The 12,477-nt window shown below is 66.4% G+C and carries 16 protein-coding genes; 6 read left to right on the top strand and 10 right to left on the bottom strand.

What is annotated here, in order from left to right; translation table 11 throughout:
* Positions 1 to 350: 350 nt before the first annotated feature.
* Positions 351 to 821 (top strand): hypothetical protein, encoded by a 471-nt coding sequence (locus AB0D27_RS02935; protein WP_362501326.1) that lies wholly within the window; start codon positions 351 to 353, stop codon positions 819 to 821.
* 59 nt (positions 822 to 880) lie between these two features.
* Here AB0D27_RS02935 and AB0D27_RS02930 read toward each other — a convergent pair whose 3' ends face one another.
* Together AB0D27_RS02930 and AB0D27_RS02925 are read right to left on the bottom strand one after the other, a co-directional pair.
* On the bottom strand, positions 881 to 1,390 hold the full coding sequence (locus AB0D27_RS02930; RefSeq protein WP_362501325.1) for a levansucrase: 510 nt from the start codon (positions 1,388 to 1,390) through the stop codon (positions 881 to 883).
* Positions 1,391 to 1,447: 57 nt separating this feature from the next.
* On the bottom strand, positions 1,448 to 1,750 hold the full coding sequence (locus AB0D27_RS02925) for a hypothetical protein (protein WP_362501323.1): 303 nt from the start codon (positions 1,748 to 1,750) through the stop codon (positions 1,448 to 1,450).
* A 200-nt stretch (positions 1,751 to 1,950) separates the two neighbouring features.
* On the opposite strand from AB0D27_RS02925, the gene AB0D27_RS02920 reads away from it, so the two are divergent.
* A complete protein-coding gene (locus AB0D27_RS02920) occupies positions 1,951 to 2,373 on the top strand; it encodes an Hsp20/alpha crystallin family protein (protein WP_362501321.1) in 423 nt (140 codons plus the stop codon).
* A gap of 229 nt (positions 2,374 to 2,602) precedes the next feature.
* Positions 2,603 to 2,878: a hypothetical protein gene (locus AB0D27_RS02915; protein WP_362501319.1), complete on the top strand. Its 276-nt coding sequence runs from the start codon at positions 2,603 to 2,605 to the stop codon at positions 2,876 to 2,878.
* On the opposite strand, the gene AB0D27_RS02910 is transcribed toward AB0D27_RS02915, so the two are convergent.
* Positions 2,839 to 3,417, bottom strand: coding sequence for an HAD domain-containing protein (locus tag AB0D27_RS02910; protein ID WP_362501317.1), 579 nt, complete (start codon positions 3,415 to 3,417; stop codon positions 2,839 to 2,841). The genes AB0D27_RS02915 and AB0D27_RS02910 overlap by 40 nt on opposite strands.
* A gap of 323 nt (positions 3,418 to 3,740) precedes the next feature.
* A complete protein-coding gene (locus AB0D27_RS02905; RefSeq protein ID WP_362501315.1) occupies positions 3,741 to 4,832 on the bottom strand; it encodes a methyltransferase domain-containing protein in 1,092 nt (363 codons plus the stop codon).
* Between the two features lie 250 nt (positions 4,833 to 5,082).
* Here AB0D27_RS02905 and AB0D27_RS02900 point away from each other — a divergent pair, with 250 nt between their 5' ends.
* A complete protein-coding gene (locus tag AB0D27_RS02900; protein ID WP_362501313.1) occupies positions 5,083 to 5,238 on the top strand; it encodes a hypothetical protein in 156 nt (51 codons plus the stop codon).
* A 113-nt stretch (positions 5,239 to 5,351) separates the two neighbouring features.
* Here AB0D27_RS02900 and AB0D27_RS02895 read toward each other — a convergent pair whose 3' ends face one another.
* The 3 genes from AB0D27_RS02895 to AB0D27_RS02885 all read right to left on the bottom strand — a co-directional run bounded on the left by AB0D27_RS02895 (position 5,352) and on the right by AB0D27_RS02885 (position 8,050).
* Complete coding sequence (locus AB0D27_RS02895; RefSeq protein ID WP_362501311.1) at positions 5,352 to 6,158, bottom strand: aminoglycoside phosphotransferase; 807 nt, start codon at positions 6,156 to 6,158, stop codon at positions 5,352 to 5,354.
* A gap of 829 nt (positions 6,159 to 6,987) precedes the next feature.
* Entirely contained in the window at positions 6,988 to 7,203 is a 216-nt protein-coding gene (locus AB0D27_RS02890) for a DUF397 domain-containing protein (protein ID WP_362501309.1), read from the bottom strand.
* A gap of 1 nt (position 7,204) precedes the next feature.
* A complete protein-coding gene (locus AB0D27_RS02885) occupies positions 7,205 to 8,050 on the bottom strand; it encodes a helix-turn-helix transcriptional regulator (RefSeq protein WP_362501427.1) in 846 nt (281 codons plus the stop codon).
* A 219-nt stretch (positions 8,051 to 8,269) separates the two neighbouring features.
* Between AB0D27_RS02885 and AB0D27_RS02880 the strand changes: the two genes are divergently transcribed.
* Entirely contained in the window at positions 8,270 to 8,899 is a 630-nt protein-coding gene (locus AB0D27_RS02880; RefSeq protein WP_362501307.1) for an ATP-binding protein, read from the top strand.
* On the opposite strand, the gene AB0D27_RS02875 is transcribed toward AB0D27_RS02880, so the two are convergent.
* Positions 8,872 to 9,642, bottom strand: a complete 771-nt coding sequence (locus AB0D27_RS02875) for an HNH endonuclease (protein ID WP_362501305.1) — start codon at positions 9,640 to 9,642, stop codon at positions 8,872 to 8,874. The two genes, AB0D27_RS02880 and AB0D27_RS02875, sit on opposite strands and share 28 nt — an antisense overlap.
* A 161-nt stretch (positions 9,643 to 9,803) precedes the next feature.
* On the opposite strand from AB0D27_RS02875, the gene dcm reads away from it, so the two are divergent.
* Entirely contained in the window at positions 9,804 to 10,859 is a 1,056-nt protein-coding gene (gene dcm, locus AB0D27_RS02870; protein ID WP_362501303.1) for a DNA (cytosine-5-)-methyltransferase, read from the top strand.
* Between the two features lie 13 nt (positions 10,860 to 10,872).
* Here dcm and AB0D27_RS02865 read toward each other — a convergent pair whose 3' ends face one another.
* Entirely contained in the window at positions 10,873 to 11,325 is a 453-nt protein-coding gene (locus AB0D27_RS02865) for a very short patch repair endonuclease (RefSeq protein WP_362501301.1), read from the bottom strand.
* A gap of 132 nt (positions 11,326 to 11,457) precedes the next feature.
* Positions 11,458 to 12,432 (bottom strand): NaeI family type II restriction endonuclease, encoded by a 975-nt coding sequence (locus tag AB0D27_RS02860; RefSeq protein WP_362501299.1) that lies wholly within the window; start codon positions 12,430 to 12,432, stop codon positions 11,458 to 11,460.
* Positions 12,433 to 12,477 lie beyond the last annotated feature (45 nt).

The following is a 12,477-nucleotide window of genomic DNA, read 5'->3' as shown; positions in this document are numbered from 1 at the left end:
GGGCGGGACAGCCCGTGACAGCCCGGGCGGGCGCGGCCGCGGCCGACGGCGGTCGCGGGTTGCGGGCTCTTGGGTACGCGGGGGGTGCGGGGCCTTGGGTACGCGGGGGGTGCGGGGCCTTGGGTTCGCGCGGGTCGCGGGGCCTCGAGTGCGTGCGGGTTGCGGGACCTCGAGCACGTGCGGGTTGCGGGCTCTTGGGTTCGCGCGGGTCGCGGGGCCTTGAGCACGTGCGGGTTGCGGGCCCTCGAGCACGCCCGGTCGGCGCGGCTCCTTCGGTACGCGACCTGAGTACCCGGTTCTGAGTACGCGTACTCTGTCGGCCCCTCGCCGGTCGCGTCACCCTCGTACGCATGACCGAGAAGCTGTTGAGCCCCTTGCGAACGCGCCCCTGGCCGGAACGCTGGCTGACGCGCGTGCTCGGCGCCGCCCTCTCCGCGGCGGCGTACCTCCTCTGCCTCCCCTGGGACCTGCGCAACCGCCCGGAGTCGGCGGACGCGCTCGCCGAGACGAGCCCCGTGACCGGCCTCGGCGTGGCTTCCCTCGTCGCGGCCCTGCTGCTTCTGGCCGCCTACTTCGGCCACCGGGACGCGCTGGCCTGGCCGCTGCTGCTGGTGGCGGTGCCACCGGCGACCCTGCTGTACGTGTCCCTGCGTACGCACCCCGGGCCCCCGGACGGCTTCGCGAACGCGTGGCCCTTGACCTGGGCGTTCTTCACGCTGGTGACGGCAGCGGGCGTGCTTGTCGCGGGGGCGGTGGCACGGCAGTTCAGGGCGGACCTGGCCGACTCGTGGGACGAGGAACTGAATCTGGCCCGCTGGTGACGCAGGGGCACCGGGCCGGCCCCTGGAAGTCGTACGCGCTCACGGCCCGGAGAACTCGCTCACTGCCCGGAGAAGTACCGCGAGCCCTTCTCGATGAAGTACGAGGCGTAGACGCGCCCGAGGGCCGGCTTGCCGCGGTACATCCCCACGTACTGGCGCGAACTGTCGACCACGACCGGCCGCGTCATGCAGGCGAACTTGATGCGCTGCTGCTCCTCCGCCCACCGCACGGCGGCCGGATCGACTCGGTCGCTGACCAGCAGGGGAAAGGCGCCGATCCCGTTCTGCATCCCGACGGGGAGGCCGCCCTTGGTGTCCTTGGCGTACTTCATCACCTGGTCGGTGAAGGACGAGATGGCGGGGACGGTTATCTCCGGGACCGCCGCCGCCACCGTGAACAGGTGCAGCTTCGTCGCCATCCAGCGCATCCGGAAATCGGCCCGCCGTCCCACGAGCACGGGGACCCCGGCCCAGTCCTCCCACCGCGTGACGCATCCGTCACCCGTCAACTGGCGCTCCACGAACGACAGGTAGGCGCCCGGCGCCGACTGCTCTTGCTGTGCGTACATGTGGCGGATCCTAAGCCCCCGTCGTGGACCTCGGCCCCCCTCGGCCTCCCCGACCGCTCAGCCCTGTCGGTCGGCCACGACCCACGAGGCGAGGGCCACGGCGCCGGCGACCCCGAACACGGCGGGCCAGGCACCCACCTTCTTGGCCAGCGTGTGGGACCCCGCGAAGGCGGCGACGTACGCGGCGGTCAGGGCCCCCGCGGCCTTCCCGCCCGCCTGCTGCCGCCACTGCTGCGCGGCGGCGGCCCCGGCGGCGGCCAGTACGACCCCGCCCAGCTGCCGCTTCTTGGTCCAACGGGCCACGCCGTACCCGCCGATGAGCCCACCGGCGGCCACCGCCGCGGCCGGTACCTTCGCCATCACTGCCTCCCGCTGCTGCGTCAGTCGAACGAACCGAGGCTAACTCGGGCCTCCTGTCGACCGGCGCCCGCCCTCGTCTGCTTCTGAAGCGGCCAGCAACCAGCCAGCTTGAGTCGGGTCTTGTCAATTTTCCTCGCTGGAGTTATATAAGAAGCCGTAGGGCATCGCACCCCGCACCTGTAAGAGAGGAGTGACCTGTGATGCTCATGCGTACCGACCCGTTCCGCGATCTCGACCGTCTGACGCAGCAGTTCCTCGGCGCCGCGCGCCCTGCCGCGATGCAGATGGACGCCTACCGCTCCGGTGACGACTTCATCGTCCACTTCGACCTCCCCGGCATCAATCCGGAGACGATCGACCTGGACGTGGAGCGCAACGTCCTGAACGTACGTGCCGAGCGCCGTTCCCCGGCCCCGGACGACGCCGAGATGATCGTCGCCGAGCGCCCCACCGGAACCTTCACCCGTCAGCTGTTCCTCGGCGAGACCCTCGACACGGAGCGCATCGACGCCTCGTACGACGCCGGGGTCCTGACCCTGCGCATCCCCGTGGCCGAACAGGCCAAGCCCCGCCGCATCGAGATCAGCGGCGGCGACAAGCGCAAGCAGCTCAACAGCAGCTGAACACGGCCCGACCGCCCCTGCCCCGCGGGGTACGCGCCCCGCGGGGCCGAGGCACGAAACACGAGCGAGCGTGACCGTGACCGGAACGCGAGGAGAGCCCGAACGATGAGCTCCCTGAGCGCCGGGAGATCCCCACGTGACGCAGGCACCCGGGGCGGCCGCCCGCCTGATCACCGGGGCGGCCACGCCACCACTCACGCACCAACCGGAAGCCCCGTAGCCTGCCGTCATGCCTGGGCCCGAGCCTTCCGCCGTGGCACGCTTCTACGATCAACTCGCCGCCGACTACCACCTGATCTACGCCGACTGGGACGCCGGCATGTCCCGTCAGGGCAGCGCCCTGAGCACGCTGATCGAGAACGAACTCGGCATCGCCGGCACCGCCGTCCTGGACTGCTCGTGCGGTATCGGTACGCAGGCCATCGCGCTCGGCCTGCGGGGTCACCGCGTCACGGGGACAATCGGCTACCCACTGGCCGATGATCTACTGCCGAATCCCGCCTGACCGGCCACGCCGCGAAGCCACGCGTCGAGGACGACAAAGTCCACCTCGCTGAGACCACGACGGGCGTCGACACGATGAAGCAGAGCCCGGCCGTCGTGATGGGCGGACACCCAGGCCCTGTCGACGTCGGTGATCTCATCATCGACCCAGACGAACGACCGCCCGGCTGCCCACTCGACGAGAGCACGGGTCTTCCAGTGCAGCCCGCGACGTTCGTCCTCGCCCTCGTCCTCGACGTCGCAGCCCTCAGCCCAGGCCACCACCGCCAACTCGCCCAGTCCGAGTCGGGGCCCGACGCTCTCGTTCGCCTCGCCCATCCATGTCGTGGCCCAAACCAACTGACACGGAAGCGCCTTCAGCCGCGGCCCAAGCGCGGGATCGATCCGCCCCAGCAGCGGATTCGAGTCGTCCCTGACCGATCCGGAATCCACCGAATACGTCGGATACCCGTCTGGATACATCTCCGGCCCCGCCCCGAACGGAATAAGCGGCCCGTCAACATCAAGAAAGAGCAGGGGAAGCTGCACAGAACCGGCCACGACCGCACGATATCGGCTCTCGCGGAGGCGCGACCGGCACGTTTGCCTCCAGAATCACAAACTTCCCGTACCCGGCAGCATTGAGCCCCCCCGATCCCCGCTTCCCGACCGCCCCCTTTCGGGCCGCCCGGTCAAGAGGAACTCACCCTGGAACCGCCACGCTTGGCAAAACCGGGGCGGCCCTGGGCGCCTTGTAAACCGACTTCACCGACTCCCCGGCCCCGCCCCGTACGGCACCTCAGAACCACGCGATCTCCTGAACCACGCCCCAGCCGTCCCCTGATTGAGCAACGCAACAACAGTGACCGCCCCGGCCAGCGTATTCATGAGGTGCCACCGCCGGGCAGTTCCCATGCAGGTCCGTTGGGCGCCTTGTACCAGACGGTTTGCCGGCTCGGGGTGATGGTCACACGGAACTCATCGCGACGCGGTACGGCGTCGAAGGTGGCGGCGAGGTCTTCGACGACATCCCACAAGCGGCGCGGTCCTACCTGGCGCACCGCGCCGGATACATGGGCAGTCGCTGTCGAGCCGTCCTCGGTCCACAGACCAACGGCGGTGAGTTCGCCGTCGTCGTCGCGCCAGGAACACGAGCTGTGGCCGGGCAAGGCAATCGACAGGGGGAACCGCATGTGGTCGAGGACGTGGCCGGGGGCCACCTTGGTATCCGTGGGTCCCACACTGCGCGCGGCATCGAACGCAGGGGCAGTAGCGGGGGTGCGTCGGGGCATGAAGTGAGCGGGCGTCGGCAGAAACCGTCCGGTGGCGTGGCCAGGGGCGGTGACGGTGGCGCGTAGCACGCCGTACCCGATGGGGGCGACGATCACCGCGCCGGGCGCGGCCTGGTCGAGGAACGCCGCTGGTACGGCCCGGAGGGCGGCGGTGGCGATGACGCGCGTGTAGGGGGCACGCTGCGGCCAACCGCGGGCGCCGTCGCCGGTGGTGACGAACGGGCGATATCCCGCCTGTTCGAGTCGTTGGGCCGCTGCCTTGACGAGTTCCGCGTCGACGTCGAGGCTGGTCACGTTGTTGTCGCCCAGCCGGTGCGAGAGCAACGCGGCGTTGTAGCCGGTGCCCGTGCCAAGCTCGAAGACCGTGTCGCCGTCTCGCGCGTCGAGGGCGTTCAGCATGGCCAGCATGAGAGCGGGTTCGCTTGATGAGCTGGTGGGGATGCCGTGGTCGTCGAGCTGAGTGGTGAGTGCCTGGTCGGAATAGACGGTCTCCAGGTAACCGGGATCGCCCAGGTAGACCTTTCGCCATGATCTGTCATCGGCTTGCGTGTAGAAGCGGGGGACGAAGACGTGCCTGGGCACGGCCGCGAACGCATCGGCCCATCCGGTGTCGTGTTCGGGGTCGAGCGCGGCGGCGAACTTCTTCCGCAGCGCGGCCGACCTTCTGGTATCCGGCCAAGTCATTCGATGCCTCCTCGCAGATACTCGGCGTGCGCAGCGGCGATGGGCAGCCCTGTGCGGTTCTCTACCCATGCCCACGTGCCCGCAGGGTTGTTCTCGAAGAACACCCACTCGTCATCAGGGGTCACAGCGAAGTCGAACGACCCGAACACGATCCGTCGGTTGGGAACCGCCCACCGAGGACGGGTTTGCAGATGATCGGCGCGTTGATCTGCTGGGCAAAGGTTGGGGCGGCGTTTGGATCGTTGTGCCCATGGCAGAGAGCGAGATCGACCACGAATCGGCGACCCCCGTGGACCAGCAGATCGCCGCGTACGTGATCGCGGACATTGAGCGCGGCGTGTCGGCGGTCGGGCTGCGCATCTCCTCGGAATCGGCGGTGGTCCAACGGCTTCGGGGTCGCTCGTGAGACAGTTCGGAACGCCGTCGGCCATCTGCGCGACAAGGGGTACGTGCACACCGTGCCGCAGCACGGGTCATTCGTCGTGGACCGGTCAGGAGAGGGCGGCGACTAGCGCGGCGTTACCTGCGTGACTGCCAGTAGTTCAGCCAATGGTGGGCCAAGTGGGACATGTTCTTTTTCCACACTTGGGGATCGTTGCGGGCGATCTCGTCCCACGTTCGGGCGTTCGCCCCGGAGAAAGCCAGCACCGACGCGTCGGGGGCCGCTGCCCACGTGGGGAACTGTTCGCGCGCCCACGCGTCCGCCGAAGGAGCGGAGTGCCCGGCTTCCATGAGTCGCAGGATGAGTACAGCGGGGTCAATCCAGGCTGCTCCGCGGGTCGGCCATGCCCAATCGATGAGGTGCCCGCGCGTCGTGATGAGCATGTTGTGCGGCGCGAGGTCTGTGTGCAGCAGCGTGTCGCCGACGAGCTGCTCGATGCCGGCAAGGCCCGCGTATCCGCTCCATCGGTCCTCGGCGCGCTTGAGCTCGATGTCAGGGCATGGGATGTTCTGGAGCTCGACCAGGGCGCGGGCGACGAGTGGCAGATCGGGGGAGCCGGGGGTGTATTCGGCGTGGCGGCCGAGGATGCGCTCGTATCCGATCAGGTCCCATCCGGCGGCCTGGACGTGCCACAGCAGCCGGGGACACGACGGCGGTAGGTACGGGTTGATCGCGGCCTCGCGCTGTTGTGTCCGGGCCTGCGGGTGATCGCTGGGCACGCCCTTGACGAACAGGATCGCGTCGGCGGTGTGGACGGTGGCTGCGATGCCGGAGTTGGCGCCGGCGGCTGCGGTCTTGGCGCGCACAACCGGGCCGGTGTGCTGCTCGACGGCGTTGCGCGCGGCGAGCGGTAGGTCGTCCCAGTGGATGCGGTCTACGGGCATGTGGAGTTCCTGGGAGTGGAGGGACGAGCCGCCCCCGACCTTACGCAGGCGGGGGCGGCTCCGTGGTGCGTTGGGGATTAGTACGGCTGGTCGTCGTCGGCCTGGCACGAGCAGCCGAGGCTCTCGGAGAACGTGCCGATCTCCTTGGTGATCCGGAACTCGTCGTCGGCGATCGGCCGGGACGTAATCGCGACCGGGAGCGGGCCATCGGTCGGGGCGCCCCGCGGGGTGCCGTCAAAGACAGGTGCCGGAACTGAGCAAGATCTGCGTGACCGCGAGAGTCCGTGACCACACGGAGCTCCGCCTGCGGGGGCGCCAGAGCCTTCGGGATATCAGCTGCTGAACGTCGTCGGCTGCTGGCCTCCGGCATGGCTGTCCAAGTAGTCGATCAGCGCAGGCTCTTTACGAAGCAGCCGTTCCCGTTGGCCCTCGGGAAGCGATGCCAGGGCGTCGACTAGAACTCGCGTCCGGGGCACATGAACCATCGCCCCGGAGTAGATCTGGCAGCCGGAACACCACGACAAGCCGACGCATCGCTCGAACGTCGAGGACTCAGGCGGATGGAAGCGGAACTGGTAGGAGCGGACGACTGTCCCGCAGGCAGCGCACCTTCGTCGATCCCCGTCCTGGACCGTGTCCCAGGTCGAGACCTTGACCCAACGCTGCCTCTCGGCCGGTGCTCTTCAAGTTGTCATGCGCGGCATTCTCTCCCATGACTACCCCGCGAGGTATTCGCCCCGCCCTCGGATCGGAGGAAGCGACTACCCCAGGCCTGGGCCACTTCGAACCGCTAACGCCAATGGGGACACTGCCAGCCTGCTCCTGTGCCCTAGCGGTCTAGCGATTCCCACCCAAGCAAGGCCCACACGAACGACTGCCAGGCGTGGGCAGGTATGGAAACCTCGGGGCCATCAGGTGTCTTGGAGTCGCGGACGAGGGTCCTGTCACCGACGCGCGCGCACTCGACGCACTCGGTCTCGTTCCCGCCGCTGTACGACGACTTGAACCAGGCGGCATCCGGTACGGCGTCGGAACCACTGGGCATCTCACAACTCCTCACGCGCACGCTTGATCATCGACGACGAGGCGCCAATATCCAAGGCTTGTGCGCGCAAGTATTCGAATGCAAGTCGATAACGCTCCAGTTCCTCCTCCTTCTCCATGAAGAGAGAGCCGACATGGAGGTCGACGTACACCACGTCGAGTGAGGCCTCGACCCCACCGAGGATCACGAAGCTCCCTAGTGCAGCCGCATGGGCACCTCGGGCGAATGGCAGGACTTGGAGCGTGACGTTGGATGACTCGCCGGCACTCAGCAACTGGCCTAGCTGCTCCCGCATGATCTCGCGCGACCCGACTACACGACGGATCACCGACTCGTCGAGGACGGCCCAGAGGTGGGGCGCGTTAGGGCGCGCCAGGATCTCCTGCCGCTTCATGCGGATATCGACCAGTCGCTCGATCTCCTCCGGCGTACGCCGCATCTCGTTGGCCTGCTGCAAGGCGGTCGTGTAACTCCGAGTCTGCAGAAGCCCGGGCACGTACACGCAGGCGAGGTGATCCTCCCGAACGGCTTCGTCTTCGAGCGTGAGCAACAGATTCATACTCTCCGGGATGGAGTCGGCGAAGGAATTCCACCAGCCCTGTTGCTTCGCGTCCTTGGCAAGTGCCACAACGGCCCGGCGCTCAGCGTCACTTACTCTGTACGCCTGGCAGAGCGCATCGACGACGAGCCACTTCACTGGCCCGGTCTGAGTCTCATAGCGGCTGACCGTTGCCTTCGAGACCCCGACGAGCTGTCCTGCCTCCTCCAGCGTCATGCCCTTGCGTGCGCGCAATTTGCGCATGGTGGCGCCGAGTTGGCGGCGACGAGTTGTAGCCCTCGCGGACATGGTGTCTTCCTCCCCGGTGTGGTGGCGCACCACATGCCTGGTGAGCGCCAATCAGGCTAGGCCGAACGGGAGTTGGCGTACTACCAGATTCACTCGACTGAGTTTCATGAGAAGTTACACAGCGAGACTTCTCAATGCCATACTCGCAACGAAGCGCTACGCAGCGCAGCCGTACGGACACGGCAGGTGGACTGTGGTGCGCGGGAAGGAGTGTGGAACATGTCCCGTTACGACAATTTTGAACCCGGGCTTCGGTGCGTGATGCCTTTCGAAGCCGCCCCACCTGAACTGAGGCTGCTGCGACAGAGGCTTCGGGGTGCGCTTGGGCAGTGGGGTGCGTCGGCCGTGGCAGAGGAAGCGGAGCTGGTCGTTACCGAGCTCGCCACGAACGTCATCAAACACGTGGGTGAGGGAGCTGCCGCGACGCTCGTCCTGGAACCCAGACAGGGCCGCCTGCGTGTGGAACTCCACGACAAGAGCCATGCCGTCCCGAACCTGGCATCCGAGAGCTGCGATGCGGAGTGCGGGAGAGGGCTGCACCTGCTTTCCGCAATGAGCCTGGACTGGGGCACCCTTCTCACCGTCACCGGCAAGGCCGTGTGGTGCGAGCTCGCACTGGAGCCCGCGCGCCACTGCCTGCGGGTCCAGCGAGCCGCGGCACTGCTGGACGAGTACAGGCGGGTGGCTGGCGCCGGTTCCTCCACCGTTCCGACGTACTCCGTCCTCGAGGAGTCGGCCACCGACGCCATTGCGGACCTGCTCCACTGGCTGGCGGCGCAGGGCGGCGACCCGGACGAAATGCTCGACCGGGCTCAGATTCGCTACGAGGCGGAGGCCGAAGCGGCGTGAGGAGTGTCTGCGGCGGATCTGCGGATCAATGCCCGCAGCGCATCGGGCGTGCGCCAGGATTCTCCGGGAGAGCTCCTGTGGCACATGCGGTGGCAGTTGGCGCACAGGCACGCGAGGTCGTCGAGCTTGGTCTCTCGGGTCCCGGATATGTGGAGCGGTGTGACGTGGTGCACTTCGATGTAGTCCTCGCCGAGCCGTCCGTAGACGCGCGCAAAATCGAAGTCGCAGACCTCACACGTGAGAGGCAGGCCGAAGCGGCGAACCTGCTGGATCTTGAGCTTGCGGAGCTTGGGGTCACGCTCACGGACGAGTGCCCGACGGGCAAGAAGACGCCCCTCGACGGCCGTGGATCCGGTGTCGTCGACCTCGTCGGGTTGCCGCGGGAGGAGTTGCAGCTCGCCGGACCCGATGCCGTCCTCGATTGCCTGAGCAGCCTGCAGCATCTCGGCCTCACGTTCCGTGAAGGCTTTGATCATCAGACGCGTGGGCTCACCGCACCGAGTGGGCTTGCCGGTGTAGGGCGGGTAGTTGGTGGCGAAGTCCGTGGTCTTACGGCTGACACTGTCAACGGAGCGGAAGCCGGGGAGGCGAAGGGCCTCGGGGCTGTGGAGGGGAAGCGCCCGCAACAGCTCAGACAGCTCCTCGACCTCCCGGTCGCCGGTCCGCAACTCACGCCAGCTGTTCTTCACGACGAGCGCTCCAGCCAACACAAGCTCGTCCTCAGTCCACGCAGGGCTCCGCATGAGCAATATCGTATGAGTGTTCGGCGTGACGGAGGGTGCGTTCTGCGAACTGGGGGGCGTGCTGCACACTTGGTCGGGTCTCGTTGTCAGTGGGGTCTGTCACCCTCAGTGATGGTGGATTGCAAGATGTGTCTGCCGCTGTACGACTGTAAGGAGGGGGCATGACCCGCACGAACGAACTCAAGTACACCTCGGTGGAGATCTGCGCTGGTGCCGGGGGGCAGGCTGTCGGCCTGCACAATGCGGGTTTCAAGCACGCCGCTCTGATCGAGATCGACAAGGACGCCTGCGAGACCCTCAGGACCAACACGGATGGGAATCCGGAGTGGGACGGCTGCAAGGTCATCGAGGCTGACCTCAGAGAGTTTGACCCAACCGATCTGGGGTTGAAGCGTGGAGAGCTTGATCTTTTGGCCGGCGGAGTGCCGTGTCCTCCGTTCTCGGCCGCGGGCAAGCAGCTCGGGCGCGAAGACGAGCGTGACCTCTTCCCGACCATGCTTGATCTCGCTGACTACCTCGATCCCAAGGCCGTGATGATCGAGAATGTCCGAGGTCTGCTGGATCCGAAGTTCGCCGAGTACCGCCAGGAGATCATCAAACGCCTCGAATCGATGGACTACGAGGTGTGCTACTGGGACATCCTGGAGGCCAAGAACTACGGTGTGCCGCAGCTGCGTCCCCGAGCCATCCTGGTCGCGATGAAGCCGGAATACGCCCGGTACTTCGAGCACCGGAAGCCCGCGGAGAGCAAGCAGGTCAGCGTGGGAGAGGCCTTGGAAGACTCGATGCGGGCACGGTACGACGCACTGGCAGGCGACCCCAGGGCCGAGAAGGCGTTCAAGAACTGGTACGAGAAGGCGCTGGAGGGCGTGGCGCCCACGGTCGTTGGAGGTTCCAAGAAGCACGGCGGTGCCGATCTGGGGCCGACGCGCGCGAAGCGGGCCTGGGCAGATCTCGGGGTGTGCGGGCTGGGTGTCGCCAACGAGCCACACGAGATGAAGGACGCGGAACGCGATCTTTTTGCTCCGGCAGGCCCCAAGCTCACAGTGCCCCAGGCCGCCCTTATCCAGGGGTTTGACGAAGACTGGAAGTTCTCCGGGCGTAAGACGGCTGCATACAGGCAGGTGGGGAACGCGTTTCCGCCGCCGGTTGCAAAGGCCGTTGGCGAACAGATCTACGCAGCGTTTGAGGCTGCTGAGAAGGAGCCGAAGGGCTGAAGAGCGGTTCGGCTCACTGTTTGGTCACCTGGAGACGACTGACTGTAGCCGCGATCTTGACTGCGCAGTCTTCGGCGGGATCGTGCTCCCAGAAGCGGAGCACGGTCCATCCAGCTGCCTTGAGCTGCTCATCGGTGTCGCGGTCGCGGGCCATGTTCCGGGCCACCTTGTCAGACCAGTAGCCAGGGTTTGTCTTCGGCGGGACGTAGTGCTCAGGGCAGCCATGCCAGTAGCAGCCGTCGATGAACACAGCCAGCTTTGCGGGACGAAAGACGATGTCAGCGGTCCGGCGAAGATCTGGAAGTGGCTTGGCGGCTACTCGGTACCGCAATCCCCGGGCATGCAGGAGGCTGCGCACCAGCCGTTCGGGTTTCGTGTCGCGGCTACGAATCGCCTGCATGTTCCGCCGCCGGGCCGCGGATGACGCCCACGATCCGGTGGGTGGTTCCCAGTCGTCATCGGGCATTTCCGTCCCTTTCCTGTCGTTGCTCACAGGATGTCGCCGCTACTCCGTAGGGCATCAACACGACTCTTGATCCGGGGTGAGTGGCATTATCCTTCCAGAGATTCGGCCCGAGGTATTGCTTGGGACAATCGGTTATGCGTAAGACGTGTGGGCCGGTAGCTGTGGGGCCGTTTCGGCGGGGTCGCTGCCATCGGCGACCACCCAGCTCTGGCCGTCGAGGGTTATTTGTGGTGCCGAATGATGGCGAGCCTGAGCCCGGGCTACGCGTACGCTCACGAACTCCCCTTCGCTAGGAGGCAGAATGCCTAGCTTCTGGGCGACCGCTCGGTGGCTCTCGTAGTCACCCATGATGAGGATTCCCTCGGGCCTCAGCGCCGAGCGCGAACCGCCATTGCCCCGTACCCGCTTCATGTAGTCCTTCTGCTGGGCCACCGTGCGGACCACGTTCCGTCCGATACGCCGTTGTTGCGCGCGTCGGAAAAGTTCATTGAGGCGCTGCTGTCCTGAGTTTGATGCGAACACCGCTTCACGGTCGAGGGGGTCCATGTGCAGTAGGACGTTCTCCGGCAGCTCTGCATCACGCCAGAGCCAAAGGATCTTGTCACGGTGTTCGGCCTTGACCGTGAGCTTCAGATCCCGATTGTTGCCACCGTTGAGCCACTCCCGCCGTATGCGGAGTATCCCGGCGCTCCACCGAGTCTTGTAGTCGTCCGCCCACACCAGCAGGCACAGGTGGCCCAGCGCTTCTGGAGGGATCATCCAGCCGCCGAACTGCTGTGAGTACTTGCAGTCCACGTCGATGCCGGCGATTTGGTAGTCCATCTTGATACCGTCGCCAAACCTGAACTCACGCTGGAGATTGATCTCGACGAGGGTTCCGGCGTGGGTCTTCTCGGTCTTGAACAGGGTCTTCCAGTCGTAGCGGCCAGTGACTTCGCCATTGAGCAGTTGGTCGATGGTGTCACGTAGTATCGAGGCGAACCGCTGCCCGGTGGGGTCGAGGGAGTGGATGTGCTCGTAGACCGTCTTGAGCTCAAGGTCGCCCATTGCCGCTGGCGAATTGGCGATCTGCGAGGCGGCTCTGATGTCTTCCTCGAATGGAAGCAATTCATATCCCCGTTCTGTGTGTTGGGGGCACGGATGCAGTTGGAA

This window comes from Streptomyces sp. NPDC048415, assembly GCF_040651675.1.
Lineage (GTDB): Bacteria > Actinomycetota > Actinomycetes > Streptomycetales > Streptomycetaceae > Streptomyces.
Note: the sequence above shows the minus strand (reverse complement) of the source record. Positions and strands in the feature narration are given on the sequence as shown.